General features: G+C 42.6%; 14 protein-coding genes and 1 tRNA gene. 12 read left to right on the top strand and 3 right to left on the bottom strand.

Going from position 1 to position 16,218, the window contains the following annotated elements; all coding sequences use genetic code 11:
* Positions 1-13 precede the first annotated feature (13 nt).
* The 7 genes from folP to R1T43_RS11925 all read left to right on the top strand — a co-directional run bounded on the left by folP (position 14) and on the right by R1T43_RS11925 (position 6,338).
* Positions 14-838: a dihydropteroate synthase gene (gene folP / locus R1T43_RS11955; protein ID WP_317349141.1), complete on the top strand. Its 825-nt coding sequence runs from the start codon at positions 14-16 to the stop codon at positions 836-838.
* A gap of 9 nt (positions 839-847) precedes the next feature.
* On the top strand, positions 848-2,191 hold the full coding sequence (gene glmM / locus R1T43_RS11950; protein ID WP_211070786.1) for a phosphoglucosamine mutase: 1,344 nt from the start codon (positions 848-850) through the stop codon (positions 2,189-2,191).
* Positions 2,192-2,286: 95 nt separating this feature from the next.
* Positions 2,287-3,033, top strand: coding sequence for a triose-phosphate isomerase (tpiA, locus tag R1T43_RS11945; protein ID WP_211070787.1), 747 nt, complete (start codon positions 2,287-2,289; stop codon positions 3,031-3,033).
* 10 nt (positions 3,034-3,043) lie between these two features.
* Positions 3,044-3,487: a preprotein translocase subunit SecG gene (gene secG, locus R1T43_RS11940; protein WP_317349137.1), complete on the top strand. Its 444-nt coding sequence runs from the start codon at positions 3,044-3,046 to the stop codon at positions 3,485-3,487.
* Between the two features lie 7 nt (positions 3,488-3,494).
* Positions 3,495-3,580, top strand: a tRNA-Leu gene (locus tag R1T43_RS11935).
* Between the two features lie 174 nt (positions 3,581-3,754).
* Positions 3,755-6,049: a GGDEF domain-containing protein gene (locus R1T43_RS11930; protein ID WP_317349135.1), complete on the top strand. Its 2,295-nt coding sequence runs from the start codon at positions 3,755-3,757 to the stop codon at positions 6,047-6,049.
* Positions 6,050-6,179: 130 nt separating this feature from the next.
* Entirely contained in the window at positions 6,180-6,338 is a 159-nt protein-coding gene (locus tag R1T43_RS11925) for a YqaE/Pmp3 family membrane protein (RefSeq protein WP_013784353.1), read from the top strand.
* A gap of 97 nt (positions 6,339-6,435) precedes the next feature.
* On the opposite strand, the gene R1T43_RS11920 is transcribed toward R1T43_RS11925, so the two are convergent.
* Both R1T43_RS11920 and R1T43_RS11915 read right to left on the bottom strand, forming a co-directional pair.
* Complete coding sequence (locus R1T43_RS11920; protein WP_211070790.1) at positions 6,436-6,879, bottom strand: hemerythrin domain-containing protein; 444 nt, start codon at positions 6,877-6,879, stop codon at positions 6,436-6,438.
* A gap of 211 nt (positions 6,880-7,090) precedes the next feature.
* Positions 7,091-8,743, bottom strand: coding sequence for a diacylglycerol kinase family protein (locus R1T43_RS11915; protein WP_317349131.1), 1,653 nt, complete (start codon positions 8,741-8,743; stop codon positions 7,091-7,093).
* Between the two features lie 219 nt (positions 8,744-8,962).
* On the opposite strand from R1T43_RS11915, the gene R1T43_RS11910 reads away from it, so the two are divergent.
* Positions 8,963-9,502, top strand: a complete 540-nt coding sequence (locus R1T43_RS11910) for a DUF2878 domain-containing protein (protein ID WP_317349130.1) — start codon at positions 8,963-8,965, stop codon at positions 9,500-9,502.
* Between the two features lie 171 nt (positions 9,503-9,673).
* Here R1T43_RS11910 and R1T43_RS11905 read toward each other — a convergent pair whose 3' ends face one another.
* On the bottom strand, positions 9,674-10,225 hold the full coding sequence (locus R1T43_RS11905; RefSeq protein ID WP_317349127.1) for a hypothetical protein: 552 nt from the start codon (positions 10,223-10,225) through the stop codon (positions 9,674-9,676).
* A 604-nt stretch (positions 10,226-10,829) separates the two neighbouring features.
* Between R1T43_RS11905 and R1T43_RS11900 the strand changes: the two genes are divergently transcribed.
* From R1T43_RS11900 to R1T43_RS11885, 4 genes are all read left to right on the top strand, one after another.
* Positions 10,830-11,864 carry a DNA topoisomerase IB gene (locus R1T43_RS11900; RefSeq protein ID WP_317349124.1) on the top strand — a complete coding sequence of 345 codons (1,035 nt, stop codon included), beginning with the start codon at positions 10,830-10,832 and terminating at the stop codon, positions 11,862-11,864.
* Between the two features lie 443 nt (positions 11,865-12,307).
* Positions 12,308-13,807, top strand: coding sequence for a sodium/proline symporter PutP (gene putP, locus R1T43_RS11895; protein ID WP_208805667.1), 1,500 nt, complete (start codon positions 12,308-12,310; stop codon positions 13,805-13,807).
* Between the two features lie 15 nt (positions 13,808-13,822).
* The gene (proB, locus tag R1T43_RS11890; RefSeq protein WP_211070796.1) at positions 13,823-14,932 is read left to right on the top strand and encodes a glutamate 5-kinase; all 1,110 of its coding nucleotides are present in this window, start codon (positions 13,823-13,825) and stop codon (positions 14,930-14,932) included.
* Positions 14,929-16,176 carry a glutamate-5-semialdehyde dehydrogenase gene (locus R1T43_RS11885; RefSeq protein WP_317349117.1) on the top strand — a complete coding sequence of 416 codons (1,248 nt, stop codon included), beginning with the start codon at positions 14,929-14,931 and terminating at the stop codon, positions 16,174-16,176. The genes proB and R1T43_RS11885 overlap by 4 nt, the downstream gene beginning before the upstream one ends.
* The last annotated feature ends 42 nt before the right edge of the window (positions 16,177-16,218 follow it).

The following is a 16,218-nucleotide window of genomic DNA, read 5'->3' as shown; positions in this document are numbered from 1 at the left end:
TAAGAGTAAGTAAATGCAGTTCTCCTCCCACAAATTAGACTTATCCCGCCCGCAGGTTATGGGCATCTTAAATGTCACACCCGACTCATTTTCTGACGGAGGCAAACATGCCCTCCTTGAAAACGCGGTAAAACATGCTGAAAAGATGTTATCTCAAGGTGCCACGTTAATTGATGTTGGCGGAGAGTCGACTCGACCAGGTGCCGCAGCAGTTTCACTTGATGAAGAACTAGACCGTGTTATTCCCGTAATTGAAGCTTTGCGTGCCAATACCGATTGCATTATTTCAGTAGATACCAGTAAAGCTGAGGTAATGACCCAGGCTGTGCAAGCTGGGGCAGGGTTAATTAATGATGTAAGAGCCTTGCAAGAACCCGGTGCGCTAACGGCAGCGGCAGATGCGAATGTGCCTGTGTGTTTAATGCACATGCAAGGGCAGCCTAAAGATATGCAACAACAGCCCCATTACAAAGACGTTGTGGCTGACGTTAAACAATTTTTATTAGCAAGGGCATCGCAGTGCATTGAGGCGGGCATTAAAAAAGAGCAAATTTTGTTCGATCCTGGTTACGGTTTTGGTAAAACCCTTGAACATAACTATGCACTGGTTAAACACCTCCAAAGCATAATGGCGCTGGGCTATCCGGTGCTAGTGGGTATGTCTCGTAAATCAATGATTGGCAATTTGTTAAACAGAAATGTGGATGAACGCTTGGCGGGAAGTATTACCCTCGCTACAATTGCAGCACAGCAAGGTGCGCATATTATCCGCGTTCACGATGTACAGGAAACGGCGGACGCAGTTAACATTGTTAATATGCTAACAACAATAGAATAAGGAACCTTCATGGGGCAGCGTAAATATTTCGGCACTGATGGCATACGCGGTAAAGTGGGCGAAAGTAATATTAATCCCGAATTTGTTATTAAGCTTGGTTGGGCAGCAGGGAAAGTGCTTGCCGGACGAGGCACTAATAAAGTACTTATTGGCAAAGACACCCGTATATCTGGCTACATGCTAGAGTCTTCTTTAGAAGCAGGCTTATCGGCTGCAGGTATTGATAGTGGTTTGCTGGGTCCTATGCCTACACCTGCTATCGCATACCTAACGAAAACGTTTCGTTCTGAAGCGGGTATTGTGATTAGCGCATCTCATAACCCTTATTACGACAATGGGATTAAGTTTTTCTCAGCCGACGGTTTCAAGCTAGATGATGATATTGAACTGGCTATAGAAGACATGCTTGATAAGCCAATGACGTGTGTTGCTTCTGACAAGCTAGGAAAAGCAACCAGAATCAACGATGCTGCAGGCCGCTATATTGAATTTTGTAAAGGTAGTTTCCCGTCTGATTTATCTCTTACCGGTTTAAAAATAGTAGTAGATTGCGCCCACGGAGCTACTTACCATATTGCGCCTAACGTATTGCGCGAGCTTGGTGCTACGGTAGTTGAAATTGGTACCGCGCCAAATGGTTTAAATATTAATGAAGGCGTTGGCGCCACTTCGATGGACGCAATCGTTGAGAAAGTAAAAGAAACCAATGCACATCTTGGTTTCGCTTTAGATGGTGACGGCGACCGTATCATGATGGTTGATCATTTAGGCAATGTGATAGATGGTGACCAAATCGTGTATATGATTGCCCGCGATGCACTTAAAAATGGTCGTATGCAAGGCGGTGTTGTTGGCACATTGATGAGCAACCTTGGTTTAGAAATTGCCTTTAGCAAGCTAGGCGTTCCTTTTGCACGAAGTAAAGTAGGGGATCGCTATGTCATGGAAATGCTTCAGCAAAAAGGCTGGGCGATTGGTGGCGAGAACTCGGGTCATATTCTTAATTTGGCCACGTCTTCAACTGGCGACGGCATTATTGCTGGCCTACAAGTTATCGCTGCAATGTTACGCTCAGACTTAGATTTACACGATTTAAGCAATGGCTTTGATATGTATCCTCAGTGCTTAGTGAACGTGCGTTATCAAGATGCTAGTCAAGATTATCTAGCCCATGCTGATGTGCAAGGCGCTAAACAAGAAGCAGAGGCTGCATTAGGTAAAAAAGGCCGCGTTTTATTACGTAAAAGCGGAACTGAACCTCTTATTCGCGTTATGGTAGAGTCTGATAATGAAGGGCATTCTTCCAAGTGGGCAGAGCATATTGCTGAAACTGTTCGTAAAGTCGCCAATTAGTTGGTAGAACTGCTAATTTTGCGTTTTATACTTGTATATTTTTACTGAAATCGTTAATATCACGCCCGCTTTAAGACAGGGCTAAGGTCTGCATTGTGAATAACAATAAAAGAAAGCCGCTGGTAGCGGGCAATTGGAAAATGAACGGTAATCGTTCTCTAGTCACTACGTTCAACGATGCATTTGAGAATAATGCACTTGATAATGTTGATGTAGTTATTTGTCCTCCTGCTTTATATCTTTCAGCCTTTTCTGCTCAAGCCTTTGCGCTGGGTGGACAAGATGTAAGTCATCTTGATAATGGCGCTCACACGGGTGACCTTTCTGCTGACATGCTCAGTGAACTTGGTTGTAAGTACGCCATAGTAGGGCACTCAGAGAGAAGAGACGACCACGGTGAAAGCAATAGCTTAGTGGCCGAGAAAGCAAAGAAATCAATTGCAAGCGGACTAACCCCAATTATTTGCGTGGGTGAGTCACTTGATATTAGAGAAAGTGGTCAGGTTGAGTCTTTTATTGGCGAACAACTTGATGCATTAGTTGACGGTTTAACCGTTCAAGAGCTTTCTAAATCGGTACTGGCTTACGAGCCTGTTTGGGCTATAGGTACCGGAAAGACAGCTTCTCCTGAACAAGCGCAAGATGTACATGAATTTATTCGTGGATACTTTGCAAAAGTAGACGCTGAGCTTGCTCAAGGGTTAAGAATTTTATACGGCGGCAGTGTTAAAGCAGATAACGCTAAAACATTGTTTGCACAACAAGACGTAGATGGTGGCCTCATTGGTGGCGCCAGCTTAAAGACAGAAGATTTTATTTCAATTTGCCAAGCGGCAAACTGACGAGGTAATTATGGTTTACGAAGTGCTACTGGTAGCATATTTAATTGTTGCATTGCTGTTGATTGGTTTTGTTCTTATTCAACAGGGTAAAGGTGCAGATATGGGCGCTTCTTTTGGTAGCGGCGGCTCAAATACGGTTTTCGGTTCAGGTGGTTCTGGTAACTTCATGACTCGTACTACAGCCATTCTTGCAGGCTTGTTCTTCTTTATCAGCCTTACATTAGGTGCGATGACAGCAAACCGCGAAAGTGCAGAAGACGAGTGGGATAATTTAGAAGTACCAGCAGCTGTTGAAGCGCCGGTTCAAGCGCCAGCTGATATGGACGTTCCAGTTATGGATTCGCCTGCAGTAGACGCAGCAACGACGAATGACATTCCAACGGGTGATGCTCCTCAGGCTGAAATCACCGAAGGTGACGTACCTAAGTCTGACGATTCAGACGTACCTAATTAAGATTTTTGCGGAAGTGGTGGAATTGGTAGACACGCCATCTTGAGGGGGTGGTGAGCATAGCTCGTGCGGGTTCAAGTCCCGCTTTCCGCACCAACTTTAAAAACCGGCTTCTAGCCGGTTTTTTTGTGTCTGTAAATTTTTTACAAAATGAGGAATTACGCCAACCTAGCGACTATTAGTATTGCGGTAATTGGGCTATGCTACTAACTCAATTAGAAAAAGTGAATGTAAGTATTATGTATAGAACGGCGCGCTGGGAGCGGTAGGTTGCAAATATCACTTCGACAAAGTCTTTTTAGAACCCTTCTTGGCGGGATTTTTATAGCCTCACTCCTCATTGTTGCAGGGGTTTGGAAGTCAGCTAACAACTTAGTAAAACAAAATATTAGCCAAGATATCGCTGTTACTGAAAAGGTACTGCATAGGCTGATTGAAGATCGCCAAGCCATTATTAAAAATGTATCTAACGTACTACTTCGCTCCTACGACTTTCGCCAAGCCGTGGGAACTGCAGATTTACCCTCTATACAAACCGCATTAGAAAGTTATGCGTCGCGCATCAATTCCGATGTCATTGCATTAGTGAATTTAGACCACACCATTGTTGCATCTCATAGTGCTCTGTTTAAGCCAGGGGAAACCTTAGAAGCTAGTACAGCGTTGGTTGCGAAAGGCTACGAAAGCGGCTTTTTCCTTATTAACGACACATTAATTCAATTAAACCTCTATAAAGTAGAGATTCCCACGTTACGCTATTACATGATTATCGGTGTGGAGTTTGACGAAACATTACTACAAGAATTAAAAAATCTTGTTGATGCTGAAATTATTATCACCAATATCACTGACAATATGCCTATTGCATCAACACTTTCGCCAGAGCAAGTAGAATCCGTTTTAACGAGTGATCCCACGCCTTCTTGGGTTGATGTTACATTCAAGCAAAAAAACACCTACATTAGCCGTGAAGTAAGCCTAGTGTCGATGTCGGAACTTCCTGTACGTATTACTATTGCCGTAGACGTATCAGATGCCTTTCAGGCCTTTACTAACATACAATTAAGTATTCTCGTGTTAACCCTAGTTGCGGTTCTGGTGGCGTTGGGGTTCTCAATGCTACTAGCTCGAAATGTCAGTAGTTCCGTTTCTAACCTTGTAAAAGCTGTAAATCGTGTAGCAGGCGGTGAATACGGCGCGACACTAGATAAGCCATCAAAGTTACGTGAAATTAGTGAGCTGGCCTCGGCAGTGGATAGCATGCAAGAGAGCATTCAGCACCGAGAAAAGCACATTCGGTATCAAGCGCAACATGATGTGCTAACCGGTTTGTTTAATCGAAATTACGTGGAAGGGTATTTTGATGGAAAAATGTCTGAAAACGTAAACTTGCAAGTTGTTGCTATCACCATTATTGGCTTTAGAACCACTAACGACCTTTATGGCTATTCCAACGGTGACAACACGCTTAAGGCACTCGCTACGCGCTTGCTTCGCTGGCCTGGCACTTCAGCACGTTTAGCGGGGGGAGAAATTCTCTATATTACCGATACGGCGTTAGACGAAAATCAATTAGAAACACTGAAACACATTTTAGAGCAGCCCGTTGAAAGCAACTTAATCTCAATCCCAGTGAAGGTGGCGATGGCCGTGGTGTCTTGTCCTCAGGATGCAACCAACTCAGAAGAGCTATTTCGTAAAGTTAATATTGTTACCGACGAAGCTATTCATTCTAATGCATGGTGTGTGCACTATCGCCCAGAACTTGAGGCTAAGTACGTTAGGCGTTTGACTATTACTACCGAGCTTAAGCGAGCGCTTTCTAGCAATCAAAGTGAGCTTTCGATGGTGTATCAACCAAAAATTGATCTCAGCACGATGAAAGTATGCAGTATGGAAGCGCTAATAAGGTGGAATAACGACACCCTTGGCTTCGTACCACCCGATGAGTTTATTACCATTGCTGAACAGGCTGCCTTGATTGAACAAGTCACGACTTGGGTTATGCAGCAAACCATTGCTGATTTGTCCTACTTCAGGCAGAAAGGCTATGGCTTTACGGTAGCGATGAATTTATCAACGCAAGACATTCAAAATAAGCCGCTACTCGATAAATTGGTTTCGATGCTTACCGATGCGGCACTTTCACCTGATGCGCTAGAGCTAGAAATAACAGAAAGTGATTTGGTGGCCGACGCCTCACTTGCTATTGAAAACTTGAACTCATTGACCAGCAGAGGGTTTCACTTTGCTATCGATGATTTTGGTACTGGTTACTCATCACTTGCGTATTTGAAGAACCTGCCTGTGGATACCATCAAAATCGATAAGAGCTTTATTTTGTCGTTAGCCACCGATGACAACGATAAACAAATAGTTCACACCGTGCTGGGATTAGCTTCTGCATTCGATTTGAAAGTGGTCGCTGAAGGGGTAGAAGACGAGATATCGTTAAATATTTTGAAAGAGTGGGGCTGTGATATTGCGCAAGGTTTCTTCATTAGCCGACCTTTAGCGAAGGATGCTCTAGAGGAGTGGTTAGAAAATTCACCTTTAGGCGAATAGACGTGAACCAGTAAATCCCTTATTGTTGGCAGAATATATGCATTATAAAAGCAAAGCCTGCTCAAAAGCGTGAGTTATTGCAGTTAGAGTGGGTAAACTGTGAAATTACTTCAAAAACAAGGATATTATTATGGACATTATTCGCATTATACTTTCAATTTTACTGCCCCCTCTAGGTGTATTCTTACAAGTTGGTATTGGCGCTCAGTTTTGGATAAACATCCTTCTAACATTGTTTGGCTATTTCCCTGGTGTTATCCACGCCGTGTACATTATTGCTAAACGATAGTTTATTTTACTAATTTTTAGTAAAACCAAACATTAAAAGAAAGGCCAGTATATGACTGGCCTTTTTTGTATTCGTAAGATTTAGGTAAAACGCGCGCCTAGTGAGGCGCGAGTTCTTTTGCCATTTCTTCTTGGTAAGAATCAGCAAGTTTATTCTTTTGAGAATCGTTAAGAAGTCGGCCTGCAACTTGGAAAAACTCTTGCTCTTCATCAGCAAGGTGATGCTCAACTTTTTCCTGAAGAGATTTTAAGTGACGTAGCCATCCTGGTGAGTCCATTTTGGTCTCATCCAGTTTTTCAATAAGCTCATCAATTTCATGATGCTCTGCAATACCATGACGGGTTAAATCGACAGCGTCATCTTTTTTAAGTAGAGGAGAATAAAAATGGCGCTCCTCTGCAATTGCATGACTTTCAAGCTGGTTTTTAAGCTCTTGGTAATACTCTCGGCGTGCAGCCGTGTCTCCACTGGTCTCAGCGAGAATTTTAAGTAACAGTCTTTGTTTCTCATGATCTTGGCGTAACGCTTCGAAAATCTTCATCGGTAATCCCTCAACTAGTTGAACTAAAAATATGGCGTAAAAAGCACTTTACACATTACACGTTTAGTTAATGCGAGAAGCGTTCCACTATATCGAGCTCACTAAGTCATTGTAAATTCAGCTTTTAGCGGTTACTTATTATTACGATACATAAGTAACCGCTTAAATAATGCATTTCTTACATAGGGTTTGCGGTAATCTTTACCTATAGCTATTGTGAAGCGGATTGACTGTTATTTTGCGCATGGTCTATACCAGTTAATACCCTAAGACTAGCAGGGTGTGTGGTGATATTGATTTCACGAGCGCTGAAAATCTCACCATCAACCGCATAAGGTACTTCTTCCTCAAAATAAAGGGATATTGATGGGGTTTGTTTGTGCCTGATGCTGTCTGAACTGGTTTTATATTCTTCAGGCCCAAAAACAAGCTCTGCCAAAGAGAGTAGTTGTCGGTCAGAAGAATCTTGCGGCGTTAGCCATGTGATATCTAATTTACCATCGGTTACATCAGGTAGATTTCCGCCTTGAGCAAGTGCGGTGGTAATTGGCGCGGCATTAGCTATTACTAAGCTTGGTGTTTCTAGATGCTGGGCTTCATCTTCATCAAACTTTACTTGAAAACTAAGGTTGTCATTTTTCCCTATGGCTTCCCATAGCCCCTTAAGGTAGGCAAATTGTCCACCTGAATCTTTCTCGCCCCGATCCGCGGCAGAAATCATATGCTCTTCAAACCCAACCGCAGCAACCAGTAACATCATTCGACCATTACACTGGGCAGTATCGATATCTGCAGTTTTGCCGTCAATAATGATGTCACATGCTGTACTGATGGGAACAATTTTACTGGCATATCCATGTAGCACCTGACAAAGGGCATTGGCAGTACCAAGTGGAATAACCCCTAGTGTGACGTTTTTATCGGTAAGGGCATTGGCCACTTCGGTGATGGTGCCGTCGCCTCCACAGGCAACAATAATTTGTGCCCCGTCGACTAAGGCTTCTTTAGCCAATACTTCACCGTTTATTTCAGCTGTTGTTTCTTTAACGGTAACTTTAAATTTTTCGTTTAGTCTTGACAGAATATCCGCCTTTTCAACTTCCCATTTACCCCCTCCAGCAACAGGGTTGGCAATAAGAGTAAGACGCTTAGTCAACGACAAGCTGCCGCCATTCTTTATTTTTTCAAGTGCTGCTAACTGATGTTTGTTAAGTCTTGCTGTAGAACGAACTGCTTGAATTTTATCCATCGCATCTAAAATGGATAACGAGGGATCCCTAGCCAGTAGGTAGGCAGCTAGCACTAATACAGAACGACCTCTACCAAGTGCGCAATGCACAACCACATTTTTACCTTCAACAAGTTGTTGATCTAACCAATTAATCGCAAGGGTAAGTTGTTCTTGGGTGGGGCTGGTATGGTCAAGGACTGGAATATTTAAATAATCAAAATCTAGCTGATAGGCAGTCCAATCTAAACCATCGAATTCCGCGGTAACGTCTAAAATAGCGTTAATATTATTGTTTTTAAGCATATCCACATGCTGAGAAGACATGCGACAGCCTAGATAAAGCTGGTCATCAATTCTTTGAAAGGGAGGAACCTTATCTGTTCGCCTTGCATACTCATTGTATAACCAGCTTCCCAATAAAAATGGAACAAAGACCCAACGTATATAAATAGGGATAGACCCATCTTCTCGTTTTCTGAACAATGCAGGGTAGTTAAGCAAGTAGGCGCTACTCACTGCAATAAGCGAAAAGCTGATCCAAGCAAAAATGACAGAGAGCCACAATGTTGGGCTAAACCATGTTAGCACTAGTGCTAAAATTGCGCCGAGTACATAATATTTAACCATCTTCATACTGTTCACATTTCCTTTGTTCAAAGATTTAATTTATTTATACAGTGGTTACGCTATTTTTGTTTATTACTAATAAGCATCTATGAAGGTAGAATGAAAATAATCACCAAAAATTACGTTTTTTTAAAACTTTATCAGTGAACTGAGTGATAAATAGTGGCGTAATGGTTCCATCAAAATTTTCACCGCAGTACGTAACTTCATAAACAGGCGAAGTCAATGTCGAACAGTTTCACTATCAAGTTGGTAAACTTTCTATGGTTTCAAACCATTTGGTGGTTGGTGGTTTTATACCAAAGCACTTTTTTGGTTGTAGGTTTACTGCTCGCGTGGCTTGTTTACTCACCACTGCGAAAGTCAGACAGTAAAACAATGATAGCAGTTTTATTTCTGGGCACCGCGGTCGACTCACTGTTGATGTTAACAGGGGTATTTGGTTTTGAGCCTGGAGCTTGGTTTAGCGGTGGTGCTTCTCATTGGATAATACCTATTTGGCTGGTGTGCCTGTGGGCTGCACTAGGTGGATCATTACAGCATAGTTTGAGTGCGTTTGCTGATAAGCCATTACTTGCCATGGTAGGCGGTGCTGTGTTCGCCCCGTTAAGTTATTTTGGTGGTCAAAAATTTGGTGCGGTGACTTTTGGATATTCACCACTTATTACTGTGGTTATATTAGCTATTGTATGGGGTGCAGTATTTCCAGCGTGTTTTTTACTCGCGAAAAAGTTAACGGCTGATGATGACCAAAGTTCAGCCTGATAGGCCCAGACCAGCAAGCACAAATTTAAACGAAAGGCTAAAACGAAAGATCAAAATGAAAGAGCAAAGCGAACGGTCAAAAGAGAAAGGTAAAGAGGAGGAAACTAAATCTAGCAACTCCCTTAACCTGCGGTTAGAGGGAGTAGGCTGCTAATATTGGTTTAAATCGTACTAGCGTACCGCTTCAACCACATTCTTACTCCGTGAATGCAAAAACGATGCAATGTCTGACGCTGATTGACTCTTTTTCAAGTTAATAACGACCGCCACGTGATTTCTTCTAATGGCATGCCTTACCGCTTGTACTATTTCTGAACGGTCTGGACGAAGACCAACTAAGCCCGCTACAAACAAACCAGTAAAAATTCCTGGGCTTATTAAAGCGATGTAGGTAAACAATGGATTTTGCTTCGTTAATTCAGGGCCAAACGAGACTAAAAGAAACGCCGCAAGCATACCTACAAGAAAACCGACTCCACCGAGCATTAAGTGTGAGTGCCATAGGTTTTTGCCTATACTTTTACTCTCTTGTTCTAGCTTCTCACTCATCGCAGTATCGCTTGCGTCGATGAAAGCCACTTGTTCAGTACTGACATCAGTGGAATTAGCCAGTTGTTGTATGGTTTTTTTTGCCGACAATTTGTCTTCAAATATGGCAGCAACTTGAATTTGGTCATTTGGCGCTAGAGATGCGCGAAGATTTTCATGATTAGCAGTTTGCATAACTTCTCCGATAAACCCGGTCAATGTATACCTAAGCGGTACCCTTTAACGAAATGTGTTAAAGGCGGGTAAATTCATAACTATTAAGCGAATTTACAAATATTCATTCATAACCATTCAAAATGCGTTCCGCTGACGGGTTAAACTTTAGTCTACATACATTTCAAACGCTCCTTTCATCTGTAACACTATGATTATTATGCTTTATATGCTTTTTTCTGAAATGTTAACTTAAGTTCATTTAACTGATGATTAGCATAGGTCTATAGATAGTATTTCCACTATGTTTCATATTTACTCACACTATGAAAATTTGTCTCAGTCTGTAAATCTATCTTTTATTGGTAGCCTTGGACTTATCAAATTAACGCCGCCGGATGTTATCTCTAAAATCAAAGCGCACCGCTAATAATATGAAAATAATGAAAATTTTTTCTTAATCGAACCGATTACCTCGAAAAGGGAAATAGGTTTTAGGTGGGGCATTAACATGCACGTAACTTGCATCTTCCTTTGGCATTCAAAATGGCGAGTAGAAGTTGCCACACTAGTAAGCAGCCTTGAAGTAAGTTTGCGATAAAGAATATTATAAAAAGGAGTTCACGTGACTATAGGGCAAGTCGTCGATGGGGGTATGCCTCATCCACACCTCACAATTAAGCGCATTCCTTGCGGCAAAGGTGCTTATTATCGTTATACCAGCGGTCGAAAGGTAGCTGGTCAGCGTGTGCTGCGCAGAATCAAATCACTTGCCATTCCTCCTAACTGGAAAAGTGTCACCATTAGTCGCGACCCTAAAGCAAGTATTCAAGCTATTGGCTTGGATACTAAGGGGCGAAAACAATACCTTTATCATCCTGATTGGCATAAACAGCAACAGGCGGAAAAATTCAAACGTTTGACGGTGTTCGGTCAGAAAGTACCTGAGTTTCGAGAATATTGCAGAACACTCGTCAATGGCGAGCAGTGGACAATAGAGCGGGCATCAGCCTTGGTATGCCTGTTATTGGATTATACCGGCGTAAGAATAGGCAACCCGCAGTACAGTAAAGAAAATAACACCTACGGCTTAACCACGCTTCGCCGTAAACATGTTCAAGAAGCAACGGTAGAAAAGGTGTCTCTTGAATATTCTGGTAAACACAGTAAGCGACGCACTATTACGATAGACGATCCCTTATTAGCCTCCTTAGTGTGTGAATGCACTCAGCTTCAAGGTTACAGCTTATTTCGATATCAGTTAGCCGATGGCTCGTGGTGTGATATTCATAGTGAAGATGTAAATGCATTTATTCACGAGCATTTAGGCGACAATTTTAGCTGCAAAGATTTTCGAACCTGGGCAGCCAGTCGATTTGCACTTCAAAGCTTCCCAGACGTAGATAGGTACTTGCGAGAAGGGCGTAACCGAAAATGGCCGAACGCACTTAGCTTACATGTGTCAAAAATGCTAGGCAATACGCCTTCTGTTTGTAGGCAGTATTACATTCACCCGAAGTTATATTCTGTGTTTGACGAGAAAAATACGTTCGAAAACTTGTTGAAGACACTCCAGCAGGGCAACGAGCAACTTTGCGACCCCGTTGAGCGAGATTTAAGCACTGAAAAGCTTTTGTTGTCGATCATTTCATCTGAGTGACAACTAGATTAACTTTTAATATTAAATGCTTCTATTGATACTAATAGTGTAATAGTTAAGCGAGTTACGGCATAAATTGCTGCGTTTCACGAACTGGTTTATCTGTATAAAATCTCATTGTAATCAATATAATGTGTGGATATTAAAGCTCGTTAATGCGTGTGAAACCTTTAAGGCTATATTCACATAGCAAATAGACTTCATAGTAAATTGGCTACTATTTAAACTTGAAATCTTACCGATGATACTTATATAATTAGAGCTCTAATCATTATTGTTCAATTTAAATGTTTGATTCTGATTTTGGCATAAGGCTAAAGTCGGAAACAAATGATGCGTGTTATTTAGGTTTTAAATTTTGTATAGCACTTCGAGGGAATATTTTGTCCTTCTAGCATCTGAACGATGTAATTTTAACTAACATAGGAGAGCAATCTCACATTATGCCAATTGAAAGTTATATATCGCTGGCAATCTATTTTCTAGCGATGTTAGGTATAGGTCTTTTTGCATATCGTCAATCTACTAGTGACATTTCAGGTTACATTCTAGGTGGTAGAAAGGTTAGTCCCCAAGTTACCGCGTTATCTGCCGGCGCTTCCGATATGTCAGGTTGGATGTTAATGGGATTGCCAGGGGCAATGTTCTTAACCGGGTTCGACGCAGTTTATATTGCTATTGGTCTTGTCGCAGGGGCATTAGCAAACTATATATTGGTTGCTCCCAAACTTCGTGTTTACACCGAAGTTGCCGATGATTCGTTAACCGTGCCGGAGTTCTTCGCAAAGCGCTTCGACAACCCTAAAGCAAACGTACGCATCGTTTCAGCTGTCATCATTGTCTTATTCTTTACTTTATATACTTCTGCAGGGCTCGTGGCAGGCGGAAAGCTTTTTGAAAGTGCGTTCTCAGTTGATTATCAGCTTGGGCTTTTTATCACATTGGGCGTTGTTGTTTCGTATACCTTATTGGGTGGGTTCTTAGCGGTTAGTCTTACCGATTTCGTGCAAGGTTGTATTATGTTTATTGCCCTTGTACTTGTGCCGGTTGTGGCCTTTACCGAGTTCGATGGTGTAAACCAAATGACGGCTGCCGCGTATGAATCAGTACCGAATTTTTCTGATTCATGGGGCGCTCTCACGCTCGTGGGATTGCTTTCAAGTCTTGGGTGGGGACTTGGCTATTTCGGTCAGCCTCACATCATTGTGCGCTTTATGGCAATTCGAGATGTTAAATCGGTAAGTACCGCACGAAATATTGGTATGTCTTGGATGCTAGTTACTATACTTGGAGCATTAGCAACAGGTTTTGTGGGAATAGCGTATGCAAATCAATTCAATTTGAGAGTAGACGACGCTGAGACTATTTTCATCGTTTTTTCTCAGTTGCTATTTCATCCTCTCATTAGTGGCTTTTTAATGGCTGCTATTTTAGCTGCCATCATGAGTACTATTTCGTCTCAATTGTTAGTATCGGCTAGCTCGCTAACCGAAGACATTTACCGTGTTGTAGCGAAAAAAGACATTAGCGAAAAAGAAACAGTGACCATCGGGAGAGTTGGCGTAGCGGGCGTAGCCGTTGTGGCCTTGCTATTGGCAATGGATTCATCGAACTCCATTCTTTCGTTAGTGAGCAATGCGTGGGCTGGTTTTGGTGCCGCATTTGGCCCATTGGTACTGTTTAGCCTGTACAAAAAGGATTTAACACAAAACGCGGCATTGGCCGGCATTATCAGTGGTGCAGTAACTGTCCTGTTTTGGATATACGCACCCGTATTGGCTGACGGTAAAACGTTAAGCAGTGTTATTTATGAAATTATTCCTGGTTTTGCGGTAAGTACCGCAACCCTTTGGTTGGTATCGCGCGCAGGTGCTGCGCCGTCTGAAAATGTTCAGCGCTTATTTAGAGCAACTAACCAGCAATTAGCAGATCAACAATCTTAAGGTGAATGAAATATTATGAGTCATCCCAATTGGAAACGCGTGGTCATTAAAGTAGGCAGTGCACTAATCTCGCCGAACAAGCAAGGGTGCAGCAGCCACTATTTGCTAAGTATTGCCCAGTTCATCGTGCGTTGTCGGGCAAATGGAACACAGGTAGTGTTAGTGTCTTCAGGTTCAGTCGCCGCTGGGGCACACTTGTTCCCTGACCATGAAAAATCGAACATTGCTGTGAAAAAAGCAATGGCTGCAGCAGGGCAAACAGAAATGATTGCGACCTGGGATAGGTTGTTCGACTTCCCATCAGCGCAAATGCTGTTAACCCATGCTGACCTGCGTGATAGAGAGCGCTACGTTAGTATTCGTGAAACTATTTTTAGTTTGCTTGAGCATAATGTGCTGCCTATCGTTAACGAAAACGATACGGTAACCACCGACAAGCTAAAAGTAGGCGATAACGATAACTTATCCGCTATGGTGGCAGCAGCCGCTGACGCAGATGCACTTATTATCTGTTCGGACATTGATGGTTTATATAATAAAAACCCTCATGATCACGATGATGCTGAGTTGCTCAAACGAGTAGATACCATAGACGCCAGCATTTATGCCATGGCTGGTGGTGCAGCAGAAGGCGGTGTTGGCACCGGTGGTATGCGTACAAAAATTGAAGCGGCTGAAAAAGCAGTTTCGCATGGAATAGATACATATATTATTAACGGCTTTACCGAGCTGTCATTTAATATGTTGCTTGCGGGTAAAAACCCAGGCACGCACTTTAGCCCTTACGACAAACCAATGCTAGAAAACGTGCATTGGATGCGCCACACCTCGAACGCGCAGGGCGAAGTGATAGTTGAGGGAGATTTTGATTCTTCACTGGAAAACGACAGTGAACAACTGACTAGCAGCGAAATAGTTGATGTAAAAGGCGAGTTCTCAGTAGGCGATACCATTTTGGTAAGAAAAGCTGACGGAACTAAGCTCGTGAAAGCGAAATCAAACTACAGTAGCTGTTTACTGAATTTTATCGCGAATCAGGAAAACGATGACTTCGCCAGTGAATTTGAAGATAAGACTGGCCCTATTATTTCTGATCAGCATGTAGCAAATTTGGAGAAAGAATGAGCATTATTACAGAATTAGCAAAACAAGCGAAACAAGCAGCACAAACACTTGCCATCTTAGATGAAGCTGAGAAAAATGCGGTGTTGAAAGACATGGCTGCAGCTATCCGTGGAAATAAAGACACCATTAAAGCGGTTAACGAAAAAGAAGTGGCGCGCGCTAAGGAAAACAACTTAGATGACGCTATGATTGACCGTTTGATTCTAGACGATGCTCGCATAGAATCTATGGCTGAAGGCATTGAGGTTATTATTAGCCTTGACGATCCTGTTGGTCGTGAGCGCGTGATTGGCACCCGTCCAAACGGTATCGAAATTAAAAAGATGCGTATTCCATTGGGCGTTGTGTGCATGATTTATGAAGCACGCCCTAATGTGACTGCTGATGCCGGCGCATTGTGTTTCAAATCAGGTAACGGTGTTATTCTGCGTGGCGGTAAAGAAGCACTAGACACCAGTTTAGCCATCGCTGGGCTAATGCAAGACGTGCTTGAAAAGCACAATTTGCCAAGAGCACTTGTTACGGTAGTGCCAAACCCAGACCGTGCCCTTATGCAAGAGCTTATGGAACAACGTGACTACATTGACGTTATTATTCCACGTGGCGGTGAAGGGCTGATTAACTACGTGACCGAACACTCTAAAGTGCCTGTTATTCAGCATTTTAAAGGTGTGTGCCATTTATATGTAGATAAAGATGCTGATTTAGACAAAGCATTGGCTATTCTGCTTAATGGTAAAACCCAACGTACCGGCGTATGTAATGCGCTTGAAGGCTTAGTGGTGCATCAAGCTGTTGCGGGCGACTTCCTACCTCGTGTTGCAGAAGCGTTTGAGCAACACAAGGTAACAGTGCATGTGAATGAAAAAGGCGCTCAGTACTTTAACAACGCAGATGTTATTAGCGAAGACGCTTACGGCGAAGAGTATTTAGGTTTAGAAATTGCTATTCGTGTAGTAGATGACTTTGCTGGTGCTATTTCTCATATTGCCGATTTTGGTAGTAACCATACTGAAGTTATCTGTACAGAAAACGAAGATAGCGCGAAGAAATTCCAGCGTGCCGTAGATGCCAGTGTAGTGATGGTGAATGCATCTTCACGTTTCTCTGATGGTAGCCAACTTGGTTTAGGTGCTGAAATTGGTATCGCGACCACGAAACTTCATGCTTATGGGCCAATGGGGTTAGAGTCACTAACCTCTGAAAAGTACCTTGTGAATGGCGTAGGTCAAATACGCGAATAAGCGACGACACAATATAGGAAGTAATATCCTATGAGGTGCGTA

This window comes from Alteromonas sp. CI.11.F.A3 (assembly GCF_032925565.1).
Classification (GTDB): domain Bacteria; phylum Pseudomonadota; class Gammaproteobacteria; order Enterobacterales; family Alteromonadaceae; genus Alteromonas.
This window is presented reverse-complemented; position numbering and strand designations above follow the sequence as displayed.